Below are 25,877 nucleotides of genomic sequence, written 5' to 3' on the forward strand. Positions count from 1 at the left end.
CGGCGTCAGTCGTCCTCGCCCCTGCGGGCGACGACCCGGTAGGTGTTGGCGAAGCCGGCGCGGGTGAGCAGCGGGGCCAGGAGCCTGTCGAGGGCGTGGGCGAGGGCCAGCGCGGGCACGCAGGCCCACCACGCGGCCCGGCGCAGCCGCAGCCGCAGCGGGGGCGCGGGGCGGGCGCGCCAGGGGACGTCGCCCTTGGGCAGGCAGCGGTTGAGGAGGAGGGCGAGCGCCCCGCTCAGGTCGGCCGGCACGTGCGCCGCGCGGCGCTCGACGCCGACGACCGTGAAGCCGAGCCGCTCCAGCTCCTCGCGGAGGTTGGCGAGCGGCACGAGGTGCAGATGCTGGGGCTGGGCGTACGAGGGCCACCACTTGCCGAGCACCCGGGCGTACCGGCAGTCGGGGTCGGTGGCCTCGATCATCAGGTGGCCGCCGGGGCGCAGCGCGGTCCTGGCCGCCCTGAGTTCCGCGCGCGGGTCAAGACTGCGCTCCAGCTGGTGGAAGAGGCTCAGGGCGTCGTAGCGGCCGGCGAGGGCGTCCGCGAGGCCGGCGAGGGTGCCGCGGTGGCCCTCCTCGACGCGGCCGCGGCGTACGGCGTCGACGACGCCCCGGCCCGGGTCGAGGCCGTCGAAGGACGTGTACGGGAGGACCTGCTTGGCCAGGGCCGGGAAGCGCGCCCGCCCGGTGCCGACGTCCAGCCAGCACTCGGGCTCGTCGAACTCGCGCAGGGCGCGGGCGCGGGCGAGGTGGCGGCCGTCGGTGGCGGGGGCGCCGAGGAGCGTGTCGGCGGCCTTGCCGCTGAGGGTCTCGCGGATGTCCCGCCGGTAGAAGTCCAGGCCTTCGGGGGTGAGGCGGGGGTTCTGGAAGGAGTGGGCGCAGTTGCCGCACCGGTCGAGGGTGAAGGTCCCCGGCTTGTGCTGGATCAGGTCGGCGGTGCGCAGCCGGATCCGCAGGCGCGGGGAGCCGCACCAGGGGCAGTCGGCGCGGCGGGGCTCGTGGAACCGCTCGGTTCCCCCGGCGAGGGCGGCGAGATAGGCGGGGCGTCGTTCGGCGACCCGCTGGGCGACGTCCAAGCTCGTACTCCTGAAGTCGGTTTTGACGCGTTGGGTCCGGCAATGACGTTATGTGCCCATTGCCACACATGTCGTAACCGCTCTTCGGGCCGGTCCGCCGGACGCCCGCTTGACGTGCGCGCGGCCGGAGCCGTTCGAACACCGGCGCCGCCGCTGCCGGTACTGTTCGGCGAATGAGCTCGCTGAATCTCGACGACTTCACCGACCTGATCGAGCGGCCCGACGGCGGGGTGCGCCGCGACGCCGAGGAGCGCAGGGAGCGGCTGACCGTGCCGCCCGGCGCCCTCGGCCGCCTCGACGAACTGGGCGAGTGGCTGTCGGCGGCCCAGTCCTCGGTGCCGGTCCGGCCGGTGGAGCGGCCGCGCGTGGTGCTCTTCGCGGGCGACCACGGGGTCGCCCGGCTCGGGGTCTCGGCGCGGCCCGCGGGCGGCGCCGCCGAGCTTGTGCGTGCCGTGCTGGCCGGTGAGAGCCCGGTGGCCGTCCTCGCGCGCCGCCTCGACGTGCCGGTGCGGGTCATCGACATGGCGCTGGACTGCGACCCCGCCGAGCTGCCCGCGGAGGTCGCGGGACACCGGGTGCGGCGCGGGTCGGGACGTATCGACATCGAGGACGCGCTGAGCGCCGAGGAGGCCGAGCGCGCGGTGCGGGCGGGCATGGCCGTCGCCGACGAGGAGGCGGACTCCGGCACCGATCTGGTCGTGCTCGGCGATGTGAGCGTCGGCGGCACGACGCCCGCCGCGACGCTGATCGCCGCGCTCTGCGGCACCGACGCGTCCGTGGTGACCGGGCGGGGCGGCGAGGCCATCGACGACCTGGCGTGGATGCGCAAGTGCGCGGCGGTGCGGGACGCGCTGCGGCGGGCCCGGCCGGTACTCGGCGACCAGCTGGAGCTGCTGGCGACGGTCGGCGGCGCCGATCTGGCCGCGATGACGGGGTTCCTGTTGCAGTGCGCGGTGCGGCGTACGCCGGTGATCCTGGATGGCGTCGTGGCCTCGGCGGCGGCGCTGGTCGCCCAGCGAGCGGCCTTCCGGGCGCCGGACTGGTGGCTCGCGGGGCACGACAGCGGGGAACCGGCGCAGGCCAAGGCGCTGGACCGGATGGCCCTGGAGCCGCTCCTGACCCATGGGGTCAAGGTCGGCGAGGGGGCGGGGGCGCTGCTCGCGCTACCGCTGGTGCGGGCCGCGGCGGCACTCTCGGCGGAGCTGCCGGAGCGGGCCGCTGACGCGGGGTCTGGGGCGGAGTCCGGGGCGGAGTCCGGGGCGGAGTCCGGGGCGGAGGCCGGGGCGGCGACCGGAGCGGCGGCCGCCGGGTAGGTGCCCGGCGGGTTGGCGGCTGGCGGGTTGGCGCCCGGCGGGTTGGCGGCTGGCGGGTTGATGGCCGCCGGGTAGACGCTGGCCGGGTAGGGCGCCCGGCAGGTAGACGGCCCGGCAGGCAGGTGTCCGGCAGGGAGCCGCCCGGCAGGCAGACGCCCGGCAGGTAGACGGCCAGCAGGTAGACGCCGCCCACCCCGTTGACGGCCGCCGGGTTGACGGGCGGCAGGCAGCCCCCGGCGGGTTGACGGCCGCCGGGCAGACGCCCGACAGGGATCCGGCCGGCAGGCAGACGCCCGACAGGTTGGCGGCCAGCAGGGAGCCGCCCGGCACGGAGCCGCCCGGCAGGTTGACGGCCAGCAGGTAGACGCCGCCCACCCCGTTGACGGCCGCCGGGTAGACGGGCGGCAGGCAGCCCCCCGGCGGGTTGACGGCCGCCGGGTAGACGCTGGCCGGGTAGGCCCCCGGCAGGCAGACGGACCGGCACGGAGCCGCCCGGCAGGCAGACGCCCGGCAGGTTGGCACCGACAGGCAGGCGCCCGCCGCACAGGCACCCGCCGCGTAGGCGCCCGGCGGCGCGGATCGGTCATGCCGGGCTTGCCCATATGATCCCTTTTCATGGGAGATGAGCAGGTCGTCGCCGGGCGACAGAAACCACGCACCGTCACACAACGCCGCGCCGCGGGTTTCACCGTCTGGTACCTCCGCGCCGTCACGTTCATCAACTTCCTCAGCGCGGTCTGGGTCTCCCTCGGGCAGGATCTGCGGCAGCACAACACGGCGAACTACTTCACCCCGTACATGCTGACCGCGGGCTTCGCCTCCGGGGCGTTCACGATGTTCCTGGCGATCACCATGCGGCGCCGCAAACGCGCCGCGTGGATCCTCAACCTCGTGCTCAGCGGGCTCTTCCTGCTGCTCTTCGCCTTCACGATGGTCTTCCCGGAGATCCGCGCGCACGCGCAGAACTGGATCTCCCTCGCGCTGACCGCCGCCTTCGTCGCGGCGCTGGGCGTCGGGCGCCGCGAGTTCTACGCCAAGGGCGACCGCTCCAACCCGAAGCTGGCCTCGGCCGTCGCGGTCGGCGGGCTCCTGGTGACCTCGCTGATCGCGGCGCTGCTCGTCACCGCCACCAACCGCGCCCACGACGACCACCGTTCGACCTTCCTGGACCGCTGGCGCTACGGCACCATGCGCCTGGTCTCGCTCGCCGCCGACGACCGGCGCTTCGCGGGGATCACCACGCCCGGCTGGGTCAACGTCACCATCAACGTCCTGAGCGCCCTGCTGCTCTGCGCCGTCCTGTACGCCGCGTTCCGCTCGCGCAGGGCCGTCGACCCGCTCACCGAGGAGGACGAGGAGCGGCTGCGTGCGCTCCTCGACCGGCACGGCGAGCGCGACTCGCTCGGCTACTTCTCGCTGCGCCGCGAGAAGAGCGTCGTCTGGTCCCCGACCGGCAAGGCGGCGGTCGCCTACCGCGTCGTCAGCGGCGTCTCGCTGGCGTCCGGCGACCCGATCGGCGACCCGGAGGCCTGGCCCGGGGCGATCGAGCCGTGGCTCGCCGAGGCCCGCGAGCACGGCTGGCTCCCCGCCGTGATGGGCGCGAGCGAGGAGGCGGGCACGATCTACGCCCGGCACGGCCTGGACGCCCTGGAGCTGGGCGACGAAGCCATCGTGGAGATCGACGAGTTCACCTTGGAGGGGCGGGCCATGCGCACCGTCCGCCAGGCGTACAACCGCGTCAAGCGCGCCGGGTACACGGTCCGCGTCCGCCGTCACGAGGAGATCCCGGCCGAGGAGATGGCGGAGCTGCTGCGCCGCGCCGACGACTGGCGCGACGGCGCCACCGAGCGGGGGTTCTCGATGGCGCTCGGGCGGCTCGGCGACCCGGCGGACGGGCGGTGCGTGATGCTGGAGTGCACCGACGGCGAGGGCCGGCTGCGGGCGCTGCTCTCCTTCGTGCCGTGGGGGCCGCGCGGGCTCTCCCTGGACCTGATGCGGCGCGACCGCGACTCCGAGAACGGCCTGATGGAGTTCATGGTCATCGAACTCCTGCAACGCGCCCCCGAGATCAAGATCACTCAGGTCTCGCTCAACTTCGCCGTGTTCAGGTCGGTCTTCGAACGTGGCTCACGGCTCGGCGCGGGCCCGGTCCTGCGCCTGTGGCGTTCGCTGCTCGGCTTCTTCTCCCGGTGGTGGCAGATCGAGTCCCTGTACCGGGCCAACGCCAAGTACCGGCCGATCTGGGAACCCCGCTTCCTGCTCTTCGAGAAGAGCGGCGACCTGCCGCGCATCGCCGTCGCCGCGGCCCGCGCGGAGGGCTTCCTGGAGGCGCCGGGCCTGCCGAAGTGGCTGCACCGCAAGCACCTGGAGTCGAGACGATGAGCACCCTGGCCCGCCGCGCCCGCGCCGAGTGGGGACCGCTGTCCTTCGCCGTGCGGGACGGGCTGCGCACCCGGCGCCTGCGGGCCGCGCCCATGACACTGGCGGCGGTCGGGCTCACCGCGCTCTTCCAGTACGTCCAGAACCAGCCCTGGGGCTATCAGTTCGTCCAGAACATCGGCTCCGTGCGCGCCGAGGACCCCCTCTGGCTCGCGCTGCTGCGCACCCCGCTCTCCCTCTTCGTGCCCGCCCTCGACCTGCCGGTGTGGGGCGCGCTCGCGCAGATCCTGCTCGTCTTCGGGATCGCCGAGATCTGCCTCGGCTGGTGGCGCACGCTCGCCGTCGGATACGCGGCCACGCTCGCCGGCACGCTCTACGCGCGCGTGGGCGTCGCCTTGGGCCCCGGCCACCTCCTCGGGCTACCCGCCTCCGACGCGCGGGTCATCGACACGGGCCCGTCGGCCGCCGTGGTGGGCCTCGCGGTCTATGTGTGCTGGCGCTACCGGGCGTACTTCACGGCGGCCCTGGTGACCGTCCTGATGGCCGTCGAGGTGCTCGTCAAGAACAACCTCGCGGGCAAGGAGCACCTGGCGGCCCTCGCGGCCGTGTTCGTGCTCTGCGTGTTCTCCGCCGTACGTCACCGGGGCGGCGGCACGCGCTCCGGGTCGTCCGGTTCCGGGAGCGGCTTCGGATCGGGCGAGAAGCCGCCGATCCAGTCCTGAAGCTTGCGGCGTGGGCGCGCCCAGCGCCGGTCGTGGTGGAAGGCGCGCAGCCCGGCACGCGCGCGTGCCCGGTGCCGGTTGCGGTAGAACTTGCGCGCCCACGCCGATCCCGGCCGGGCCAGCCTGACCGCGCCGACCAGCGCGACCAGCGGGACCACCATGCCGATCAGGGCCGTGCGCAGCTTGCCCTTGAGGAGGGCGATCAGCGCGAAGGCGCAGTTGATGCCGACGTTCAGGGCGAACAGGGCACGGTTCTGGCGTTCGTCGGGCGTCAGTTCGTTGACCCCGAACGGCGTGAAGCCGGTGAGCACGAGCACCACCAGCGCGGCCGTGAGCATGACGACCTCCACGCTCTTGCGGCCCTGCTCGCTCCAGTAGACGTCGTCGAGGTGGAGGATCAGCGCGAACTCGTCGAGCACGAGCCCGGCGCCGATCCCGAAGATGACCGCGGCGTACAGCGGCCCGGCGCCGTGCCGGCCCGCGGCCACCGCCCAGAAGCCGCCGACGAGCATCAGGAAGATCCCCGGTACGACGTGGTGGACATGCACCTCTCCCGAGCTGATGTTCCGGAAGGGGCCCTTGCCCGCCCGGATGAGCCGCGTGATCGTCCGGGTGACCAGGAACGACCCGACGAAGGAGAGCAGCGCGAGCAGCAGTGGCAGCTTCCCCGGCTCGACGATGTTCCGGTACCACCAGTCGCTCATGCGGCCATCCTCGGTGGAGGAGGGAGCTGCCGCACCCGCTGTGGGCGGCCGTCCGCCGGGCGGGTGCATCACCCCAGGTAGCCTTCGCCGGTGCCAAGAACCTCCTCGACCGACGGCATACGTTTCGCCTTCGGCACCCTCACCGCGCTCCCCGTCAGGGTCACCCGCTGGGACCGCGACGCCGCGCGCGCCGGGATGCAGTGCGCGCCCCTCGCCGGCCTGGTGGTCGGCCTGAGCGCCGCGGGCGTCGGCGGCGTACTGACCCTGCTGGGCGCCGGTCCCCTCCTCGCCGCCACCGCGACCGTGGCGACCCCCGCCGCGCTCACCCGCGGCCTGCACCTCGACGGCCTCGCGGACACCGCCGACGGACTGGGCAGCGCCAGGCCCGCCGAGGACGCGCTGCGCGTCATGAAGCAGTCCGACATCGGCCCCTTCGGCGTCCTCACCCTGCTCTTCGTCCTGCTCGCCCAGGTCGCCGTGGTCGGCCAGCTCTACCAGCGCTCGTGGACGGAGGGCGCCGTTGCCGCCGTCGTCTCGGCCACCGCCGCCCGCCTCGCCCTCACCCTCGCCGCCCGCACCGGCGTGCCCCCCGCCCGCCCCGAGGGCCTCGGGGCCGCCGTCGCCGGGGTCGTCCCGCGCGGGCGGGCGCTGCTCGTCACGGCGCTCGTCGTGGGCGGGGCGGCAGCGGCGGGCGCGCTGCTCGGGGCGGACGGCGCGGTGCGGGCGGCGGTGGCCGTGGTTCTCGCGGCGGGCGCCGCCGAGGCGCTGCTCCGGCACTGCGTACGGCGGTTCGGCGGGGTCACCGGAGACGTCTTCGGCGCTCTCGCGGAGACGGCCGCGACGGCCGCCCTGGTCGTGCTCGCGCTCGGCTGACCCCGGCTCCGCCGAAACCCCGGCGTCCACGACGCCCCGCCGAACACGCACAGTGAGGCGCACCGCAGCGCTCACGGGCGTAGGCTCGCGACGGGCTCACCCCCGCACAGCCCGCCGAAACTCACTGAAAGAGGACCTCACCACTGTGACTGCTCTGACTCTCAGCACCGCCGCCGCGCCCGGCCTGCGTGCCGACGCGATCGTCGTCGGTGTCGCGAAGGGCTCCGGCTCCAAGGGGGCTCTGGTCGTCGCCTCCGGCGCCGAGTCCGTGGACAAGGCGTACGACGGCAAGCTCGCGTCCGTCCTGGAGACCCTCGGCGCCTCGGGCGGCGAGGGCGAGGTGACGAAGCTGCCCGCTCCGTCCGGCTTCAAGGCGCCGGTCGTCGTCGCGGTCGGCCTCGGCGAGGTCCCGGAGAAGGACGAGACGTACGGCACGGACGCGCTGCGCCGCGCCGCGGGTGTCGCCGCGCGCGCCCTGTCCGGCACGAAGAAGGCCGCGTTCGCGCTGCCCGTGGAGGACGCGGACGACATCTGCGCCCTCGCCGAGGGCGCGCTGCTCGGCGCGTACTCCTTCGTCGCCTACAAGGACCAGGGCGACGCCAAGGGCGCGAAGAAGAACGGCAAGGACGCCAAGGCGCCGCTCGCCGAGATCGCCCTGCTCGGCGGCAAGCCGCGCGACAAGGCGTACAAGGCCGCTCTGGAGCGCGCCACCGCCGTCGCCGAGGAGCTGAACCGCGCCCGCGACCTCGTCAACACCCCGCCGAACGACCTCGACCCCGAGGCCTTCGCGGCGGTCGCCACCGCGGCCGCCAAGGAGCACGGCATCAAGATCCAGGTGCTCGACGAGAAGGCGCTCGTCAAGGGCGGCTTCGGCGGCATCCTCGGCGTCGGCGCGGGCTCCGATGCCCCGCCGCGCCTGGTGAAGCTCTCGTACACGCACTCCAAGGCCAAGAAGCACCTCGCCTTCGTCGGCAAGGGCATCACCTACGACTCGGGCGGCATCTCGCTGAAGCCGGCCGGCCACAACGAGACCATGAAGTGCGACATGGCCGGTGCCGCGGCCGTCTTCGCCGCCGTCGTCGCCGCCGCGCGCCTGGGCCTCGAAGTGAACGTCACCGGCTGGCTGGCGCTCGCCGAGAACATGCCCTCCGGCTCCGCCACCCGCCCCGGCGACGTCCTGCGCATGTACAGCGGCAAGACCGTCGAGGTCCTGAACACCGACGCCGAGGGCCGTCTGGTCCTGGCCGACGCGATCGCCAAGGCCTCCGAGGACAAGCCCGACGCGATCGTCGACGTGGCGACCCTGACCGGCGCCATGATGGTGGCGCTCGGCAACCGCACCTTCGGCATCATGGCCAACGACGACGCGTTCCGTACGTCGGTCCACGAGATCGCGGAGGAGGTCGGCGAGCCGGCCTGGCCCATGCCGCTCCCCGGCGACCTGCGCAAGGGCATGGACTCCCCCACCGCCGACATCGCCAACATCGGCGACCGGATGGGCGGCGGCCTGGTGGCCGGACTCTTCCTGAAGGAGTTCGTCGGCGAGGGCATCATCTGGGCCCACCTGGACATCGCGGGCCCGGCGTACCACGAGGGCGCGCCGTTCGGCTACACCCCCAAGGGCGGCACCGGCACCGCCGTGCGCACCCTGGTCCGCCTGGCGGAGCGCACCGCCGCGGGCGACCTGGGCTGATCCGCGTACACCGTTTCGGGGCTCCGGACGTTCCCGCGTCCGGAGCCCCGGACGTTCCCGCGCACCGGCGCCTCGTTCGATTTCGCCCTCAACGAAATCCGTACGTTCCTACGCGCGAGAACCGCTGGAGACGGCTGATCAGACGTCTCACAGCCTGGCCCGGCGTCCCGTCTCCCGTCGACAAGTGCGAAGATGGGTTCTCGGCAGGACAGGGCCCCCACCAAAGGGCCGAAACAAGAGCGGCCGAATACCAGCCGACCGACCGGTCGTCCCCCGCGCAACGGGGTCCGGCGTACGGCGCACATGCATGGAGGACGTGACGTGGCGAACGACGCCAGCACCGTTTTCGACCTAGTGATCCTCGGCGGCGGTAGCGGCGGTTACGCCGCGGCCCTGCGCGGAGCGCAGCTGGGCCTGGACGTCGCCCTGATCGAGAAGAACAAGCTCGGCGGCACCTGCCTGCACAACGGCTGCATCCCCACGAAGGCGCTGCTGCACGCCGGCGAGATCGCCGACCAGGCGCGCGAGGCCGAGCAGTTCGGCGTGAAGGCCACCTTCGAGGGCATCGACATGGCGGCCGTCCACAAGTACAAGGACGACGTGATCTCCGGCCTCTACAAGGGCCTCCAGGGCCTTGTGGCCTCCCGCAAGGTGACGTACATCGAGGGTGAGGGCAAGCTCTCCTCGCCGACCTCGGTGGATGTGAACGGCAGGCGCGTCCAGGGCCGCCACGTGCTCCTCGCGACCGGCTCCGTGCCGAAGTCGCTGCCGGGCCTGGAGATCGACGGCAACCGCATCATCTCCTCGGACCACGGCCTGACCCTGGACCGCGTGCCGAAGTCCGCGATCATCCTGGGCGGCGGCGTCATCGGCGTCGAGTTCGCCTCGGCGTGGAAGTCGTTCGGGGCCGACGTCACGGTCATCGAGGGCCTCAAGCACCTCGTGCCGGTCGAGGACGAGAACAGCTCCAAGCTTCTTGAGCGCGCGTTCCGCAAGCGCGGCATCAAGTTCAACCTCGGCACGTTCTTCGAGAAGGCCGAGTACACGCAGGACGGCGTCCGCGTGACCCTCGCCGACGGCAAGACCTTCGAGGCCGAGGTCCTCCTGGTCGCCATCGGCCGCGGCCCGGTCTCGCAGGGCCTCGGTTACGAGGAGCAGGGCGTCGCCATGGACCGCGGTTACGTCCTGGTCGACGAGTACATGCAGACCAACGTCCCGACCATCTCGGCCGTGGGCGACCTGGTGCCGACCCTCCAGCTCGCGCACGTCGGCTTCGCCGAGGGCATGCTGGTGGCGGAGCGCCTTGCCGGTCTCAAGCCCGTCCCGGTCGACTACGACGGCGTGCCCCGGGTGACGTACTGCCACCCCGAGGTCGCCTCCGTGGGCATCACCGAGGCCAAGGCCAAGGAGATCTACGGCGCGGACAAGGTCGTCGCCCTCAAGTACAACCTGGCGGGCAACGGCAAGAGCAAGATCCTCAAGACCGCGGGCGAGATCAAGCTCGTCCAGGTCAAGGACGGTGCCGTGGTCGGCGTCCACATGGTCGGCGACCGCATGGGCGAGCAGGTCGGCGAAGCCCAGCTGATCTACAACTGGGAGGCGCTGCCGGCCGAGGTGGCCCAGCTCATCCACGCCCACCCGACGCAGAACGAGGCGCTGGGCGAGGCCCACCTGGCCCTGGCGGGCAAGCCGCTGCACTCCCACGACTGACCTCGGTCTCCGGCTGACCCCAGTCGCCGGCTGATCTCGGTCTCCGGCTGACCCCAGTCTCCGGGCGCGACGAGACGACGACCAGACTTCCGCAATTTTTGTAAGGAGCAACTGAAACCATGGCGGTTTCCGTATCCCTTCCGGCGCTCGGCGAGAGCGTCACCGAGGGCACTGTCACCCGTTGGCTGAAGGCCGAGGGCGAGCGTGTCGAGGCCGACGAGCCGCTGCTCGAGGTCTCGACCGACAAGGTCGACACCGAGATCCCCTCCCCGGCCGCCGGCATCCTGGCGTCCATCAAGGTCGCCGAGGACGAGACCGTCGAGGTCGGCGCCGAGCTGGCCGTCATCGACGACGGCTCGGGCGACGCGGGCGGCTCGGCCGCCCCGGCGCAGCAGCAGGAGGAGGCCCCCAAGCAGGAGGAGGCCCCGGCCGCCCCCGCGCAGCAGGAGGCCCCCCAGCAGGAGGCCCCGGCCCCGTCCGGCGGCTCCGCCGAGGGCACCGAGGTCACCCTGCCCGCGCTCGGCGAGTCCGTCACCGAGGGCACCGTCACCCGTTGGCTGAAGGAGGTCGGCGAGGAGGTCGCGGCCGACGAGCCCCTTCTCGAGGTCTCGACGGACAAGGTCGACACCGAGATCCCCTCGCCCGTCGCGGGCGTTCTCCTGGAGATCGTCGTCGGCGAGGACGAGACCGCCGAGGTCGGCGCCAAGCTCGCCGTCGTCGGTGCGCCCGGTGCCGCTCCGGCCCCGGCCAAGGAGGAAGCCCCGGCCGCCCCCGCGCAGCAGGAGGCCCCGAAGCAGGAGGCTCCCAAGCAGGAGGCTCCGGCCAAGGCCGAGGCCCCCGCCGCTCCGGCGCAGCCCGCCGCCCAGGCTCCGGCCGCCCCGGCCGCGCCCGCCGCCCAGGCCCCGGCCCCGGCTCAGCCCGCGGCCCCGGCCCAGCCGGCTCCCGCCGCGCCCGCCGCCCCGGCGCAGTCCACCCCGGCCGACGACGGCGCCTACGTGACCCCGCTGGTCCGTAAGCTCGCGTCCGAGAACGGCGTGAACCTCTCCGAGGTCAAGGGCACCGGCGTCGGCGGTCGTATCCGCAAGCAGGACGTCATCGCCGCCGCCGAGGCCAAGAAGTCGGCCCCGGCCCCGGCCGCCGCTTCGAGCGCTCCCAAGGCCCCGGCCCTGGAGACCTCTCCGCTGCGCGGCCAGACGGTCAAGATGACCCGCATGCGCAAGGTCATCGGCGACAACATGATGAAGGCCCTGCACTCGCAGGCCCAGCTGACCTCGGTCGTCGAGGTCGACATCACCAAGCTGATGAAGCTGCGCGCCAAGGCCAAGGACGCCTTCGCCGCCCGTGAGGGCGTCAAGCTCTCCCCGATGCCGTTCTTCGTCAAGGCCGCCGCCCAGGCGCTGAAGGCCCACCCGGTCATCAACGCCCGGATCAACGACGACGAAGGCACCATCACCTACTTCGACGCGGAGAACATCGGCATCGCCGTCGACGCGGAGAAGGGCCTGATGACCCCGGTCATCAAGGGCGCGGGCGACCTGAACATCGCCGGTATCTCCAAGAAGACCGCGGAGCTGGCCGGCAAGGCCCGTGGCGGTGGCCTCACCCCGGACGACATGTCCGGCGCCACCTTCACCATCTCCAACACCGGCTCGCGCGGCGCCCTGTTCGACACGGTCATCGTGCCGCCGAACCAGGCCGCCATCCTCGGCATCGGCGCCACCGTCAAGCGCCCGGTCGTCATCAACCACCCCGACCTCGGCGAGACCATCGCCGTGCGGGACATGACGTACCTGTCGCTCTCCTACGACCACCGTCTGGTGGACGGCGCCGACGCCGCCCGCTACCTGACCGCGGTCAAGGCCATCCTGGAGGCGGGCGAGTTCGAGGTCGAGCTCGGCCTGTAGTTCCGGCGCGCGAGCGTCTGTAACACTCGTCTCATCAGCGCGTACGCCCCCGTCCGGAGTCTTCCGGGCGGGGGCGTCGCCGTATTGTCTAGGGGTCACACGCCCTTGGGGCCCGCAGCCCCTGCCGGAGGAGCTCTCATGACCGCGCCCGTCGTTCACTCGCTGCGCGAACAGATCCGCGAGCACATCGTGGAGGGGATCGTCAGCGGGCGCTGGAAGCCGGGCGAGCGCATCGTGGAGCGGCGGATCGCCGTGGAGCTGGAGGTCTCCCAGACGCCGGTGCGGGAGGCGCTGCGGGAGCTGGAGACGCTGCGGCTGATCGAGTCCGCGCCCAACAAGGGCGTACGCGTACGGAACTTGACGGCGGCGGACCTGGAGGAGAGCTACCCCGTGCGGGCGGGGCTCGAAGCGATCGCCGCGGAGCTGGCGGCGGAGCGGCTCGCCGAGGACTGCTCGGCGCTGGAGCCCCATGTCGCCGCCCTCTACGAGGCGGACCGCGCCAGTGACGGCACCGGACAGGTGCGGCACACCGTCGCCTTCCACCGGGAGCTGGTGCGGGCCGCGGACAACTCCGTGCTCCTGCACACCTGGGAGGGCCTCGGCATCGAGGTCTTCACCGCGCTCTCCATCCGGTGGCTCGGCACGGTCCAGCAGTCGTACGCGGAGGAGCACGAGGCCCTCGTCTCGGCTTTCCGGCGCCGGGATCCCGCGATCGCGGAGCTGGTGAAGGGGCATGTGCTGGGGTGCGCGCCGCGCGCGTGAGGCCGCGCGCCGCGTGGGCCTGAGGCCGCGCTCATCCGAGGCCCCCGGTCGGCAAACGTGCCCCGCAAAAGGGCTCCGACCTGCGCGGATCCTTCATTTCCAAGGCACCGCGTGCCCTTATTCCTGGCACCGGATGCCGACTTTCTCGTTCTGGCGAAGTTTTTCGCTCAACGCTTTGATCGATCATCGATCACGGGCTTAAAGTCGTCGATGGCCCTGTGGCGGAGCCACACCAACGATTCCGCACCAGAGCCGCACGCCCTGTCCTGCCAAAGACACCGGGCACCCCCACCCCTTACCGAACAGGGGACCCCCTCCGACTCAGGAAGGCGGCGCAATGACCGACCCCTCCGCAATCCAGCCGAGCGAGCTCGACCAGCTCCCGGACCGCGACCCCGAGGAGACCGCCGAATGGCAGGCCTCCCTGGACGCCGTTACTCAGGCGGCCGGGCCGCACCGTGCCGCGTACCTGATGCGCCGCACGCTGGAGCGCGCCGAGGGCGCGGGCCTGGCGCTGCCCAAGCTCCTCGAAACGGACTACGTCAACACCATCCCCACCTCCGCCGAGCCGTCCATCGACGGTGACGAGGAGATGGAGCGGAAGATCACCGCGTGGAACCGCTGGAACGCGGCCGCGATGGTCACCCGCGGCTCCAAGCACGGCGTCGGCGGCCACATAGCGACCTTCGCGTCGGCGGCCTGGCTGTACGAGACCGGCTTCAACCACTTCTTCAAGGGCAAGGAGTCCGGCGAGGCCGCCGGCTCCGGCGACCAGCTCTACATCCAGGGCCACGCCTCCCCCGGCATCTACGCCCGCGCCTTCCTCGACGGCCGCCTGAACGAGGCGCAGCTCGACAACTTCCGCCGCGAGGCGGGCGGCGACGGCCTGCCGTCCTACCCGCACCCGCGCCGCCTGCCCTGGCTGTGGGAGTTCCCGACGGTGTCGATGGGCCTTGGCCCGCTCTCCGCGATCTACCAGGCGCGCTTCAACCGCTACCTGACCAACCGCGGCATCAAGGACGTCTCCGCCTCGCACGTGTGGGCGTTCCTCGGTGACGGCGAGATGGACGAGCCCGAGTCGACGGCGGCCCTCGCACTCGCCGCGCGCGAAGGCCTGGACAACCTCACGTACGTCATCAACTGCAACCTCCAGCGCCTCGACGGCCCGGTCCGCGCCAACTTCCGTGTGGTGCAGGAGCTGGAGGCCCAGTTCCGCGGCGCCGGGTGGAACGTCATCAAGGTCCTGTGGGGCAACGCCTGGGACGAGCTGTTCCAGCTCGACACCACGGGCGCCCTCGTCCGCCGCCTGCGCGAGGTGCCGGACGCGCAGTTCCAGACGTACGCGACGCGCGACGCCGCCTACATCCGCGAGCACTTCTTCGGCGCCGAGCCCGCCCTCGTCGAGCTGGGCAAGCTGCTGAGCGACGACAAGATCAGCGAGTGCTTCCACCTCTCGCGCGGCGGCCACGAGGCCCGCAAGGTGTACGCGGCCTACCGTGCGGCGCTCACCCACAAGGGCGCGCCGACCGTGATCCTCGCGCAGACGGTCAAGGGCTTCACGCTCGGCAAGGGCTTCGAGTCCAAGAACGCCAACCACCAGATGAAGAAGCTGACGGTGGACGAGTTCAAGGACATGCGCGACCTGCTGGGTCTGCCGATCCCGGACAGCGCCTTCGTCGACGGCCAGGTGCCCTACGGCCACCCCGGCGCCGACTCCCCCGAGGTCCGCTACCTCCAGGAGCGCCGCGCGGCCCTCGGCGGCCCGGCCCCGGCCCGCCGCACCCAGCCGCTGGCTCCGCTGCCGGCCGCCGCGGACAAGACGTTCGCGTCCTTCGACAAGGGCTCCGGCTCGCAGAACGTGGCGACGACCATGGCGTTCGTACGCCTGGTCAAGGACCTCGTACGCGACAAGGAGACCGGCAAGCGCTGGGTGCCGATCGTCCCCGACGAGGCGCGCACCTTCGGCATGGAGAGCCTCTTCCCGTCGCTCGGCATCTACTCCCCCAAGGGCCAGACGTACGAGCCGGTCGACCGCGACCAGCTGATGTACTACAAGGAGGCCAAGGACGGCCAGATCCTCAACGAGGGGATCACCGAGGCCGGTTCCATGGCGGACTTCATCGCCGCGTCCACGTCGTACGCGACGCACGGCGAAGCGATGATCCCCTTCTACATCTTCTACTCGATGTTCGGCTGGCAGCGCACCGCCGACCAGATGTGGCAGCTCGGCGACCAGCTCGGCCGCGGCTTCCTCGTCGGCGCCACCGCCGGTCGTACGACGCTGACGGGTGAGGGCCTCCAGCACGCGGACGGCCACTCCCCGGTCATCGCGGCGACCAACCCGGCCGCGCTGACCTACGACCCGGCGTTCGCGTACGAGATCGCGGCGATCGTCAAGGACGGTCTGCGCCGCATGTACGGCGAGGCGGCCCCGGGTGAGGACCCGAACGTCTTCTACTACCTCACCGTCTACAACGAGCCGATGCCGCAGCCCGCGAAGCCCGCGGGTGTCGACGAGGGCATCGTGCGGGGCCTCTACCGCTTCAACACGGCGGAGTCTGCGGGCCTGGCGCCCGCGGCCAACGCCGCGCGCATCCAGCTGCTCGGCTCCGGTACGGCCATCCACTGGACGCTCGCCGCGCAGAAGATGCTCGCCGAGGAGTGGGGCGTGGCCGCGGACGTCTGGTCGGCCACGTCCTGGACGGAGCTGCGCCGGGACGCCCTGGAGGCGGACGAGGCGCTGCTGCGCGGCGAGGAGCGCATCCCCTATGTGCGCAAGGCACTTGAGGGTGCGCAGGGCCCCGTGCTCGCCGTCTCCGACTACATGCGTCAGGTCCCCGACCAGATCGCCCAGTGGGTCGAGCAGGACTACTCCTCGCTCGGCGCGGACGGCTTCGGCCTCTCCGACACGCGAGACGCCGCCCGCCGCCACTTCGGCGTCGACGCGGAGTCGATCGTCGTCGCGGCGCTGGCGCAGCTGGCGCGGCGGGGCGAGGTGCGGGCTTCGGCGGTGAAGGAGGCTCGGGCCAAGTACGGCCTGTAGCCCCGTACCGGGGCGTTCTCTCCCGGGGCGCCGGGGGCGGTGTCCTCGGGGCCCGGGGGGCTTGGTCCGGCCTTCCCTTCGGACGCGCGGGAGCGGTTGCCCCGGGGGCGGTGTCCTCGGGGGCGAGGGGGCGGTGTCCTCGGGGCGAGGGGGCGGTGTCCTCGGGGCGAGGGGGCGGTGTCCTCGGGGGCGAGGGGGCTTGGTCTGGCCTTCCCTTCGTACGCGCGGAAGCGGTTGCCCGGGGGGCGGCGAGGGCGGATGCCGACAGCGGCGTCCTCGGCGCAGGGGGCTCGGGCCCCGTACCGCCCCCGTAGCCCCGTCCCAGAGTCTCCCCTCTCGCCCCTGTCCCGCCGCTTCGCGGCGGGTGCCTCCCACCCACCCACCCGTTTACCCCGCGTTGAGCGGTGAACGGGTGGGTGGCGGCGTTTGGGGCCAATCCGGTGCGGCGTGACGACGCCGGGTGAACGGGGGGCGTCCGGTGTGGGGTTGGTGCCGGGTGAAGTGGTGGGTGGGTGGGGACATCCGTCGCGGACCGGCGGGATAGGGCATGGTGCCGGGTGAACGGGCGGGCGGGTGGGGAACATCCGGCGCGAAGCGGCGGGACAGGGCATAGCGCGGGGTGAACGGGTGAGTGGGTGGGAGACATCCGGCGCGAAGCGGCAGAACAGGACATCGCGCGGGGTGAACGGGCGGGCGGGTGGGAGACATCCGGCGCGAAGCGGCGGAACAGGACATCGCGCGGGGTGAACGGGCGGGCGGGTGGGAGACATCCGGCGCGAAGCGGCGGAACAGGACATCGCGCGGGGTGAACGGGTGGGTGGGTGGGAGACATCCGGCGCGAAGCGGCGGGACAGGGCATCGCGCGGGGTGAACGGGTGGGTGGGTGGGAGACATCCGGCGCGAAGCGGCGGGACAGGGCATGGCGCCGGGTCGGCCGGAGGTGTCCGGGGCGGGGCGGCCAGGCCGGCTTGGCGCCGGGCGAGCGGGCGAGACGCGTCCCGCGCGAAGCGGAGGCGCCCCCGCCCGAGAGGGCCAGGACAGCCGGGGCGAGCCCGTTCAATAGCACTGCATGATGGACGTATGCGCGCCGCCCGCCTCATCAAAATGGTCCTCCTGCTCCAGTCCCGCCCCTCCATGACCGCCGCGGAACTCGCCACCGAGCTGGAGGTGTCCGAGCGGACCATCACGAGGGACGCGCAGGCCCTGTCGGAGGCGGGCGTCCCCGTCTACGCCGACCGGGGCCGAACCGGCGGCTACCGCCTCATCGGCGGCTACCGCACCCGCCTGACGGGCCTGGGCCGCAGCGAGGCAGAGGCCCTGTTCCTGTCCGGAGTGCCGGGCGCCCTGCGCGAGATGGGCCTGGAGGACGCCGCGTCGGCCGCCCGCCTGAAGGTGTCCGCGGCGCTCATGCCCTCCCTCCAGGACGCCTCACAGAACGCCTCGCAACGGTTCCACCTGGACGCGCCCGGCTGGTTCAAGGAGACGCCCGCCCCCGAGCTGCTGCCGGCCGTCGCGGACGCGGTGTGGGACGACCGCCGGGTCACCGCCCGCTACCGCCGCCAGGAGGCGGAGGTGGAGCGGGAGTTGGAGCCGTACGGGCTCGTGCTGAAGGCGGGCGTCTGGTACTTGTGCGCGAGGGTGCCCGACTCCGGGGCGTACCGGGTCTACCGCATCGACCGGTTCACCGCGGTGGCCCCGGGCGAGGAACGCTTCGTACGCGATGACGAGTTCGACCTGCCGGGCTTCTGGGAGGAGCGGGCGGCACAGTTCGCGCGGGCGATCCTGCGCGCGGAGGTCGTGGTGCGGCTCACCCCCGCGGGCGTGCGGCAACTGCCGTACGCCACCGACCGCGCGGTGGCCCGCGAGGCGATGGAGTCGGCGGGCGAGCCCGACGCGACGGGCCGGGTGACGGTCACCCTGCCCGTCGAGAACGAGGACGTGGCGTACACGCAGCTGATGTCTCTCGGCCCCGAAGCGGAGGTGCTGGCGCCCACCGCCCTGCGCGAACGGTTCACGGACGCGGCGCGCCGCCTGTCCGGCCTCTACCGAGACCACCAAGACCACCAAGACGGCCCGGACCGCCAGGACCGTCACCGGTAACCGGTGACGTCCGCGACCTCGCTCTCCTGGTCTACCTCCATCAGGTACCGCCAGGCGTCGGGCGCCGAACCGTCCACGTCCGTGAAGCCGTACTCCTTGGCGAGTCCCCCGCTGGAGAGCGACTTGCCGTTGTGGCGCGCCACTTCGGGGTCCGCGGCCAGCGCGACGAGCGCGCGCCCCACGAAGGCGGGGGTCTCGGAGATCGCGAAGTGCGGGTTCTGCTCGCAGCCCGCGAGCCAGTCGTCCTCGGTCACCTTGAAGTAGGTGTCGAGCATGGCCTCGGAGCGCAGCCAGCCGGGGGTGAGGCAGAGCGCCGTACAGCCGTACTCCTCGACCTCCTCGGCGAGGCCCCGGGCCATGCGCAGCGGGGCCGCCTTGGCGAGGTCGTAGTAGAAGGGCTTGCGGTAGTGGGGGCCGTTGTACTCGGCCGTGCCGTCGGTGACCTCGACGACCAGGCCGCCGGGGTTCTTGATGAGGAGCGGCAGCGCGTACCGGCTGGTGACGATGTGGGTCTCGATGCCGAGCCGCAGGATGCGCAGGCCCTTGTCGAGGTCGTGCTCCCACATCTTCTTGTCCCACTGGACGTGGAGGTCGCCGCCCCAGATGTCGTTGACGAGGATGTCGAGGCGGCCCTGCTCGCGGTCGATCCGTGCGACGAGTGCCTCGACCTGGTCGGGCTCCAGGTGGTCGGTGGGTACGGCGACGCCCTTGCCGCCGGCCGCGTCGACGAGTTCGGCGGTCTCCTCGATGGTCTCGGTGGCCCTGCCGACCTCGCTGGTGTGCTCGCGGGTGGTCCGTCCCGTCACGTATACGGTGGCCCCGGCCCGGCCCAGCTCCACGGCCATGGCCCGGCCCGCGCCCCGGGTGGCGCCCGCGACGAGGGCGATCTTCCGCTTGAGGGGCTGTGCCGACTCGTCGAAGGGCTGTACGGAGGTGTTCGCGCGCTCTGTGTTGGTGGTCATGCTCTGGAGGCTTCCACCAAAAGGCGACAACCCCTGTCGGTCTTGTCGGTTCGTGTAGGCGTGTGCGACATAACGAGACAGCCGCATTCCGGCGTACTCCGCGTGCGCCCCCACTCCCCAGGACCGATGCTGGACCCGTGATGGACGAGACGGAGTTCTGGGAGATCGTGGACAGTACTCGCGAGGCCGCCGGCGGCGACCCCGAGGACCACGCCGAGCTGCTCGTCGAGCGACTGCTGCAGTCCGACCCGGACGCCGTCCTCGACTTCGCCCGCCATTTCGAGGCCCGCTACAACCGCGCCTACCGCTGGGACCTGTGGGGCGCGGCCTGGGTGCTGCTCGGCGGCGCGAGCGATGACGCCTTCGACTACTTCCGGTGCTGGCTGATCGGCCAGGGCCGGGAGATCTTCGAGGGCGCGGTGCACGACCCCGACGCGCTCGCCGACCTCCTCGACGACTTCGACGAGGAACTCGACGGCGACGGCGAGGAGCTGGGTTACGCCGCCGACGAGGCGTACGAACAGCTCACCGGCCTCGTCGCACCCGATCTCGGCATCCTGCCCGCCCCGCCGGAGCCGGAGGGCACACCGGTGGACTTCGAGGACGACGCGGTGATGGCGCAGCGCTATCCGAAGCTGTGGAGCCGCTTCATGGCGGACTGAGGCCATCCCTCCCAGGCTCCGAACCGGTCCCGAGCAGGTCTGCCTACTCCGCCCCCGAGGGACCCCGCCCCTCCTGCTCCGCCTCACACGGTCCCGGCGCGAACACCATCATCGTCACGTCGTCCCGCACCGTCCCCGCATGGCGCACGACGTCGGCCCAGACCCGTTCCGTCAGGCCCGCCGGGTCGTCCAGGATGTCCGGGTCGGCCTTGACCATCTCGGTGAGCCGCTCGGCCAGGGGGTAGAACGTGCCGGACGCGTCCCGCGCCTCGCTCACCCCGTCGGTGAGGCCGAGCAGCCGGTCCCCGGCGAGCAGCGGCACCGTCAGCTGTTCCGGCCGGGCCAGGCCCGCGATGCCGAGGCCCAGCGGGGGGCCCGACGCCACCTCCAGCTCGGTGATCTCGGGGCCGCGCAGCAGCAGCGGCGGCGGGTGGCCGCAGGAGACGACGCGTACGACGCAGCAGTCGTCCGGGAACTCCAGGAGCACCGCCGTGGCGAACAGCTCCGCGTGCTCGTCGCCCTTGGAGTCCACGACGAGCCTGCGGTCGAGCCGGGCCGCGACGCCCTCCAGGTCGGGCTGGTCGATGACCGCCTCGCGGAAGGCGCCGAGCAGCGCCGCGACCGTGCCGACGGCCGCGAGCCCGTGCCCCTGCACATCGCCGATCAGGGCGCGCACGACACCCGGGCCCCTGCGTACGTCGAAGAAGTCGCCGCCGACCAGCGACTCGTGCTGCGCCGCCTGGTAGAGGCCCGCGCACCGCACTCGGCCGACCCGTTCCGGCAGCGGCGGCAGGACCGCGAACTGGGCCGCCTCGGCGACCGTGCGGACCGTGACCAGCTGCGCCTCGCGCCTGCTGCGCACCCATGCGAAGACGACGCTGAGCAGCGCGATGAAGGTGATCGTCAGCTCGTCGCTGCTGCCGGAGTGGCCGAGGCCGAAGCCCGGCAGCGAGAGCAGCGCGACCACGAGACCGCCGAGCAGGGCGGTGGCGGCGGGCCCGTACGAGAGCGCGGCCAGCGGCGGGACGGCCGCGACCAGGAAGCTCAGGTCCACCGTCTTGGGGGTGATCAGCTGGATGAAGATGATCGCGAGGAGCAGCAGCGGCGGGGGCCAGCGCACCCATGGCGGGGGCGGTGTGCCACGCAGCAACCAGTCGCGCTCTTCCGCGTCGCGCCGTCTGGCCGCAGCCCTGATCATCTCTTCACGCTCCTACGCGCGCGGGGACACCGCACGCCGGGCCGGTCCGTCGGGTGGGGGGCCTTGCGAACCGTGCGGGCCCCCGGGGGTGTCTGAGGGGGTGTCTGAGGGAGGCAGGCAGGTGAGGGAGGCGGGTGTCAGAGGAGGCGGCCCATGAGGACGTCGTCGACGTACTCGCCGTCCAGCAGGAACTCGCCGGGCAGTACGCCCTCGATCACGAAGCCCTCCGCCTCGTAGAGCTTGCGGGCCGGTGTGTTGTGCGCGAGGACCCGCAGGGTGATGCGGACCGCGCCCTGGCGGCGGGCCTCGTCCATGGCCGCCCTCATCAGCCGCCTGCCCACTCCCTGGCCGCGCGCCTCATCGGCGACGACGAAGCCCTGGATCTGGCGTACGTGCGCGTTGACGAGGAGCGGGGTGGGGTAGCCGAGTTTCACATAGCCGACGATCCGCCCGGCCGACTCGGCGACGAGGTGGTCGCGGGGGCCGAAGCGGTCGTTGAAGAAGGGCTCGTAGGGGGGCTCGGGGCGGGGCTGGACCGCGTGCAGCGTGGACCACGTGGCGCGGTCGAGACGGGCGAGGGCGTCGTCGTCCTCGGGCAGCGCGGTGCGTATGTGCAGGTCCGTCATGGCGCCACTGTACGGCGGGCGCCTCACACCCCCGTGGCATTTCCGCCGGGCGCCTCCTCGCGGCGCGGCGGTGCCCGCGCGGTGTTCGGGGGCAGGATGGGTCCATGGAACCCACGCAGCCGAAGCGTTCCCCGCAGCCGTCCCGGGTGGCCGTCGCCGGCGCCTCCGGGCTCATCGGGACGGCGCTCACGCGCTCCCTCACCGAGGACGGCCACGACGTCGTCCGGCTCGTGCGCAGGGCGCCCAGCGGTCCGGGGGAAGTGCGCTGGGACCCCAAGAGGGGATATGTCGACACGGCCGGGCTCGTGGGCTGCTCCGCGATCGTCAATCTCGCCGGGGCGGGCATCGGCGACCGCCGCTGGACGGACGCCTACAAGCGGGAGCTGCGCGACAGCCGCGTCCTCGGCACCACCGCGCTGGCCGCCGCGGCCGCCTCGCTCGACGAACCGCCGCGTGTCTTCCTGAACGCCGGCGCGATCGGCTACTACGGAGACACCGGACAGCGGGCGGTGGACGAGAGCGCGCCCCCGGGCGAGGGTTTCCTGCCGTCCGTGTGCGTGGAGTGGGAGGCGGCAACGGCCGCCGCCGAGGAGGCGGGCATCCGCACGGTCATCGCCCGCAACGGCCTCGTGGTGGGCAGCCGGGGCGGCGCCTGGGGGCGTCTGTTCCCGCTCTTCAAGGCGGGGCTCGGCGGCCGCCTCGGCAACGGCAGGCAGTACTGGAGCTACATCTCCCTGCACGACACGGTGGCCGCGCTGCGCCATCTCCTCGACACGGAGACGCTGTCGGGCCCGTTCAACCTCACCGCGCCCGACCCGCTCACCAACGGCGAGGTGACGGCCGCGATGGGACGGGTCCTGAAGCGGCCCACACTCCTGGCCGTCCCCGCGCCCGCGCTGCGGGTGGTGCTCGGCGAGATGGCGGGCGACGTCCTCGGCAGCCAGCGGGTGCTGCCGAGGCGCCTCCTGGAGTCCGGCTTCACCTTCACGTTCCCCGGGATCGAGGAGACGATCAGGGCAGCACTGAGGTAAGAGCCGAGGTAACCGCTGATCGAATCTGTTCGCGTGCGACCGCTGTGCGACCGTGCCCGGTCCATGCGCGACTGCCTTTGACCGGAACCCCTCCTACCCTCGGCCGAAGTCGGGGATTCCGGAGCCCCGTCGGGGGCATCAGCCCCCCACCAGCCCGCACGACCTCTGGGAGGGGCACGTGCTAGAGCCTGCGCACCATGCGGATGTCGTCATCGTGGGGGCCGGGGCCGCGGGGCTCTCGGCCGCGCACCGGCTGACCAGCGCCGGTGTAACGACCGTTGTCCTGGAGGCCGCCCCTTACGCCGGCGGCCGGATGTCGACCGAGAAGGTCGACGGCTTCCGGCTCGACAGGATCGGCCAGCTGCTCACCACCTCATATCCGGAACTGCGCCGCACGCCGGGCCTCGACTCGCTCGTCCTGCGCCCCTTCGCGCCCGGCCTGCTGGTGCACAGCGACGGCCGCCACCATCGCGCGGCGGAGCCCGCGCTCGGCCGGAACGCAAGGAGCGCAAGGGGCGCACTCTCCGCAGCGCGCGCCCTCGCGAGCGCCCCTCGTGTGCCGCGGGCCGCGAAGGCCGCCCCCGGCCCGGCCTCCCGCCCCGCGCCCCTCGGCGGCCCGCTCGACCAGGCGAGGCTCGGCGCCGCGCTCGCCCGCCTCGCGGCGACACCGGTGAAGCGACTCCTTGCCCGCCCCGAACTGCCCGCCGCACGCGCCCTCTCCGCGCGCGGACTGCCCGCCCGCACCATCGACGGCTTTCTGCGCCCCCTGCTCTCCGCACTGCTCTGCGACCCCGGCCTGACCACCTCCAGCCGGTGCGCCGACCTCGCCCTGCACGCCTTCGCGCGCGGCCGGCTCTGCGTACCGGAGGGCGGGGCCGAGGTCCTGCCCGAACTGCTCGCCGCCGCGCTGCCGCCGGGCACGGTCCGCACAGGCGTCCGTGTCACGGCGGTCTCCACGACCTCCGTCACCACCGCCGAGCACGGCGAGATCGCCTGCCGCGCCGTGCTGCTCGCCACCGACGCCCGCGCCGCCGCCGAACTCCTCCCCGGGCTGCGCGTGCCGCCCTTCCACGAGCTGACGGTGGTCCACCACACCGCCCCCGAGCCGCCGCTGGAGGGCCCCGCGCTGCTCCTGGACGCCGACCGCGCGGGCCCGGTCGCCCATACGACCGTCATGAGCCGGGTCGACCCCTCGCGCGCGCCCGCCGACCGCGTCCTCGTCTCCTCGACCGTGCTGGGCCCGCCGCCGGACGAGCGGACCGTCCGCGCGCACCTCGCCACGCTGTACGGCACCCCGACCGACCGCTGGGAACTCCTCGCCGTCCACCACACCCGCGAGGCCGTGCCCGCGATGCCGCCGCCGCACGACCCGCGCCGCCCGGTCCGCCTGCTCTCGGGCCTCTACGTCTGCGGGGACCACCGGGACACCAGCACCGTGCAGGGCGCGCTGCACTCGGGGCGGCGGGCGGCGCGCGCCGTGCTCACGGACCTCGGCGTCGCCGCCCCCGGTCGCGCCGAGGAGTCACTGCCGACCGCGGCCTGACCCACCGGCTCACCCCGCCGGGACAGCGCCACCCGCGCCGACCTTCCTGGCCGGCTCCCCCGGAAGCCCCCGCGCCCCCCACGCGGGGGCTTCTCCCCTGCCCCACGCCCTGGCCGCTCACCCCAGCGCCGCGACCCTGTCGCGATACCCCCGCACCGGCGCCGCGTCCCGGTACGGCTCAAGGCGGCGCTCGAATTCACGGACGTACTCATGGGCCCGGGCCGAGCGCATCTCGCCCGCCGCCTGGGCCGCCTCGGCGCCCAGCTGGCAGGCCTGTTCCAGCTCGCCGAGGCCGAGCCGCGCCGTGGCGAGGACCACCCGGCAGAACAGGCGGCTGCGCGCGAAGCCGGGGGCGCGCAGCTGGAGGGAGCGCTCGGCGTGCTGGGCGGCGACGCGGTACTGCTGGAGGTCGCGGTAGCTGTGCCCGAACTCGTCGGCCAGCTGCGCCTCGTCGAAGAACCGCGCCCAGTACGGCACCTCGTCCCCCGGCCGCGCCGCTTCGAGGGCCCGTTCGGCCCGCTGGAGCGTGGTCGTACAGGCCCGCGCCTCACCGAGCACCCCGTGCCCGCGCGCCTCGGCGGCGTACAGCAGGGACTGCACGACGGGCGGCGCCGAGGAGCCGACGCCCTGCTGGGCCACCCGCGCGAGCTGGACGGCCTCGCGCCCGTGCCCGAGATAGACGGCCTGGCGGCTCATGGTGACCAGGACGTAGGAGCCGTACGCGCGGTCGCCCGCCGCCTGCGAGAGGCGCAGCGCCTGCACGTAGTACCGCTGGGCGAGCCCGTGGGCCGCGATGTCGTACGACGTCCAGCCCGCGAGCCGGGTCAGATCGGCGGCGGCCGCGAAGAGCCGCCGCCCGGCCTGCTCGCCGTAGGTGCCGCGCAGCATCGGCTCGGCCTCGTGCTCCAGATAGCGGACGAGGGCCTGGCGGGCGTGCCCGCCCCCGTAGGCGTTGTCGAGCGCGCGGAACAGCTCGCCCACCGAGCGCAGGGCGGCGATGTCGCCGTTGGTGACGCGCTGCCCGGGGCCCCGGTCGGACTCTCTGCGCTGGCGGGGCACGGCGGAGCGGCCCTGGGCGGGTACGCGCAGGTGCCCGGGGTCGACCTCGCCGCGCCCGACGCGCTCGTCGGGCCGGCCGATCAGCCAGTCCCTGCTGGGCACGACGAGCCCGGCCGGGGTGAACGCGATCTTCCGTAGCTCCGCGTGGCTGCCGGAGTCCTTGCGCCACAGGCCGCCGACGATGTCGACGGCTTCCTCGGGTGTGGCCGCGAACTCGAGCCCGGCGTACACCGGCGCGCACGCGTCGAGCCCGAGGTCCTGGGCGGACAGGCGCCGTCCCAGCCTTCTGGTGAAGACCTCGGCGATCAGCGCGGGTGTGGTGCCTCTGGGCTGCTGGCCACGCAGCCACCGGGTCACGGATGTCTTGTCGTAGCGCAAATCGAGACCGTGCTCGAGCCCGAGCTGGTCGACGCGGCGCGCGAGGCCCGCATTGGAGAACCCGGCTTCCGAGATGAGCGCGGCTAGCTGGCGGTTGGGAGTGCGCTGCGGGGGTCGTTCCGTCATCGGCTGTGCGGTCTCCTGC

General features: G+C 73.1%; 19 protein-coding genes. 13 read left to right on the plus strand and 6 right to left on the minus strand.

Translation table 11 applies throughout. The annotated features are described in order from the left end of the window. Positions 1 to 5: 5 nt before the first annotated feature. A complete protein-coding gene (locus DMA15_RS09735) occupies positions 6 to 1,070 on the minus strand; it encodes a class I SAM-dependent methyltransferase (RefSeq protein ID WP_125512380.1) in 1,065 nt (354 codons plus the stop codon). A gap of 173 nt (positions 1,071 to 1,243) precedes the next feature. On the opposite strand from DMA15_RS09735, the gene cobT reads away from it, so the two are divergent. The 3 genes from cobT (at position 1,244) to DMA15_RS37030 (ending at position 5,484) form a co-directional block, all read left to right on the plus strand. After that, positions 1,244 to 2,383, plus strand: coding sequence for a nicotinate-nucleotide--dimethylbenzimidazole phosphoribosyltransferase (gene cobT, locus DMA15_RS09740; protein ID WP_125512381.1), 1,140 nt, complete (start codon positions 1,244 to 1,246; stop codon positions 2,381 to 2,383). 615 nt (positions 2,384 to 2,998) lie between these two features. After that, positions 2,999 to 4,765, plus strand: a complete 1,767-nt coding sequence (locus DMA15_RS09755) for a phosphatidylglycerol lysyltransferase domain-containing protein (protein WP_125512382.1) — start codon at positions 2,999 to 3,001, stop codon at positions 4,763 to 4,765. Continuing rightward, positions 4,762 to 5,484: a hypothetical protein gene (locus DMA15_RS37030; RefSeq protein WP_206302701.1), complete on the plus strand. Its 723-nt coding sequence runs from the start codon at positions 4,762 to 4,764 to the stop codon at positions 5,482 to 5,484. The genes DMA15_RS09755 and DMA15_RS37030 overlap by 4 nt, the downstream gene beginning before the upstream one ends. On the opposite strand, the gene DMA15_RS09765 is transcribed toward DMA15_RS37030, so the two are convergent. Continuing rightward, entirely contained in the window at positions 5,400 to 6,188 is a 789-nt protein-coding gene (locus DMA15_RS09765; RefSeq protein WP_125512383.1) for a hypothetical protein, read from the minus strand. The genes DMA15_RS37030 and DMA15_RS09765 overlap by 85 nt on opposite strands. A 90-nt stretch (positions 6,189 to 6,278) precedes the next feature. Here DMA15_RS09765 and DMA15_RS09770 point away from each other — a divergent pair, with 90 nt between their 5' ends. The 7 genes from DMA15_RS09770 (at position 6,279) to DMA15_RS09800 (ending at position 18,273) form a co-directional block, all read left to right on the plus strand. Beyond that, a complete protein-coding gene (locus DMA15_RS09770) occupies positions 6,279 to 7,061 on the plus strand; it encodes an adenosylcobinamide-GDP ribazoletransferase (protein ID WP_125512384.1) in 783 nt (260 codons plus the stop codon). 145 nt (positions 7,062 to 7,206) lie between these two features. Beyond that, positions 7,207 to 8,754, plus strand: a complete 1,548-nt coding sequence (locus DMA15_RS09775) for a leucyl aminopeptidase (protein WP_125512385.1) — start codon at positions 7,207 to 7,209, stop codon at positions 8,752 to 8,754. Positions 8,755 to 9,075: 321 nt separating this feature from the next. Continuing rightward, on the plus strand, positions 9,076 to 10,464 hold the full coding sequence (gene lpdA, locus DMA15_RS09780; RefSeq protein WP_125512386.1) for a dihydrolipoyl dehydrogenase: 1,389 nt from the start codon (positions 9,076 to 9,078) through the stop codon (positions 10,462 to 10,464). Positions 10,465 to 10,583: 119 nt separating this feature from the next. Then, positions 10,584 to 12,368: a 2-oxoglutarate dehydrogenase, E2 component, dihydrolipoamide succinyltransferase gene (gene sucB, locus DMA15_RS09785; protein ID WP_125512387.1), complete on the plus strand. Its 1,785-nt coding sequence runs from the start codon at positions 10,584 to 10,586 to the stop codon at positions 12,366 to 12,368. Positions 12,369 to 12,506: 138 nt separating this feature from the next. Continuing rightward, on the plus strand, positions 12,507 to 13,130 hold the full coding sequence (locus DMA15_RS09790) for a GntR family transcriptional regulator (protein ID WP_125512388.1): 624 nt from the start codon (positions 12,507 to 12,509) through the stop codon (positions 13,128 to 13,130). Between the two features lie 337 nt (positions 13,131 to 13,467). Further along, complete coding sequence (gene aceE, locus DMA15_RS09795; RefSeq protein WP_125512389.1) at positions 13,468 to 16,173, plus strand: pyruvate dehydrogenase (acetyl-transferring), homodimeric type; 2,706 nt, start codon at positions 13,468 to 13,470, stop codon at positions 16,171 to 16,173. A 1,080-nt stretch (positions 16,174 to 17,253) separates the two neighbouring features. Continuing rightward, complete coding sequence (locus DMA15_RS09800) at positions 17,254 to 18,273, plus strand: YafY family protein (protein ID WP_125512390.1); 1,020 nt, start codon at positions 17,254 to 17,256, stop codon at positions 18,271 to 18,273. Here DMA15_RS09800 and DMA15_RS09805 read toward each other — a convergent pair. Continuing rightward, positions 18,264 to 19,235 (minus strand): SDR family oxidoreductase, encoded by a 972-nt coding sequence (locus tag DMA15_RS09805; protein ID WP_125512391.1) that lies wholly within the window; start codon positions 19,233 to 19,235, stop codon positions 18,264 to 18,266. The genes DMA15_RS09800 and DMA15_RS09805 overlap by 10 nt on opposite strands. Positions 19,236 to 19,375: 140 nt before the next feature. Between DMA15_RS09805 and DMA15_RS09810 the strand changes: the two genes are divergently transcribed. Next, the gene (locus DMA15_RS09810; RefSeq protein WP_164551929.1) at positions 19,376 to 19,897 is read left to right on the plus strand and encodes a DUF4240 domain-containing protein; all 522 of its coding nucleotides are present in this window, start codon (positions 19,376 to 19,378) and stop codon (positions 19,895 to 19,897) included. 43 nt (positions 19,898 to 19,940) lie between these two features. Here the strand turns inward: DMA15_RS09810 and DMA15_RS09815 are convergent, their stop codons facing one another. After that, the gene (locus DMA15_RS09815; protein ID WP_125512392.1) at positions 19,941 to 21,095 is read right to left on the minus strand and encodes a PP2C family protein-serine/threonine phosphatase; all 1,155 of its coding nucleotides are present in this window, start codon (positions 21,093 to 21,095) and stop codon (positions 19,941 to 19,943) included. Between the two features lie 137 nt (positions 21,096 to 21,232). Further along, on the minus strand, positions 21,233 to 21,721 hold the full coding sequence (locus DMA15_RS09820) for a GNAT family N-acetyltransferase (RefSeq protein WP_125512393.1): 489 nt from the start codon (positions 21,719 to 21,721) through the stop codon (positions 21,233 to 21,235). A gap of 104 nt (positions 21,722 to 21,825) precedes the next feature. On the opposite strand from DMA15_RS09820, the gene DMA15_RS09825 reads away from it, so the two are divergent. After that, positions 21,826 to 22,752 (plus strand): TIGR01777 family oxidoreductase, encoded by a 927-nt coding sequence (locus DMA15_RS09825; RefSeq protein WP_125512394.1) that lies wholly within the window; start codon positions 21,826 to 21,828, stop codon positions 22,750 to 22,752. 178 nt (positions 22,753 to 22,930) lie between these two features. After that, entirely contained in the window at positions 22,931 to 24,295 is a 1,365-nt protein-coding gene (locus DMA15_RS09830) for an NAD(P)/FAD-dependent oxidoreductase (protein WP_125512395.1), read from the plus strand. A gap of 117 nt (positions 24,296 to 24,412) precedes the next feature. Here DMA15_RS09830 and DMA15_RS09835 read toward each other — a convergent pair whose 3' ends face one another. Continuing rightward, positions 24,413 to 25,858, minus strand: coding sequence for a regulator (locus DMA15_RS09835; RefSeq protein WP_125512396.1), 1,446 nt, complete (start codon positions 25,856 to 25,858; stop codon positions 24,413 to 24,415). Positions 25,859 to 25,877 lie beyond the last annotated feature (19 nt).

The organism is Streptomyces sp. WAC 01529 (assembly GCF_003945545.1).
GTDB lineage: Bacteria > Actinomycetota > Actinomycetes > Streptomycetales > Streptomycetaceae > Streptomyces > Streptomyces anatolicus.

Bases quoted from the DNA above. Each gene is read 5' to 3' on its own strand.
- cobT (WP_125512381.1), top strand. From the start codon at position 1,244: ATGAGCTCGCTGAATCTCGACGACTTCACCGACCTGATCGAGCGGCCC.
- DMA15_RS37030 (WP_206302701.1), top strand. From the start codon at position 4,762: ATGAGCACCCTGGCCCGCCGCGCCCGCGCCGAGTGGGGACCGCTGTCC.
- DMA15_RS09790 (WP_125512388.1), top strand. From the start codon at position 12,507: ATGACCGCGCCCGTCGTTCACTCGCTGCGCGAACAGATCCGCGAGCAC.
- DMA15_RS09835 (WP_125512396.1), bottom strand. From the start codon at position 25,858: ATGACGGAACGACCCCCGCAGCGCACTCCCAACCGCCAGCTAGCCGCG.
- DMA15_RS09815 (WP_125512392.1), bottom strand. From the start codon at position 21,095: ATGATCAGGGCTGCGGCCAGACGGCGCGACGCGGAAGAGCGCGACTGG.
- sucB (WP_125512387.1), top strand. From the start codon at position 10,584: ATGGCGGTTTCCGTATCCCTTCCGGCGCTCGGCGAGAGCGTCACCGAG.
- DMA15_RS09805 (WP_125512391.1), bottom strand. From the start codon at position 19,235: ATGACCACCAACACAGAGCGCGCGAACACCTCCGTACAGCCCTTCGAC.
- DMA15_RS09820 (WP_125512393.1), bottom strand. From the start codon at position 21,721: ATGACGGACCTGCACATACGCACCGCGCTGCCCGAGGACGACGACGCC.
- DMA15_RS09765 (WP_125512383.1), bottom strand. From the start codon at position 6,188: ATGAGCGACTGGTGGTACCGGAACATCGTCGAGCCGGGGAAGCTGCCA.
- aceE (WP_125512389.1), top strand. From the start codon at position 13,468: ATGACCGACCCCTCCGCAATCCAGCCGAGCGAGCTCGACCAGCTCCCG.
- DMA15_RS09810 (WP_164551929.1), top strand. From the start codon at position 19,376: ATGGACGAGACGGAGTTCTGGGAGATCGTGGACAGTACTCGCGAGGCC.
- DMA15_RS09755 (WP_125512382.1), top strand. From the start codon at position 2,999: ATGGGAGATGAGCAGGTCGTCGCCGGGCGACAGAAACCACGCACCGTC.
- DMA15_RS09800 (WP_125512390.1), top strand. From the start codon at position 17,254: ATGCGCGCCGCCCGCCTCATCAAAATGGTCCTCCTGCTCCAGTCCCGC.
- DMA15_RS09825 (WP_125512394.1), top strand. From the start codon at position 21,826: ATGGAACCCACGCAGCCGAAGCGTTCCCCGCAGCCGTCCCGGGTGGCC.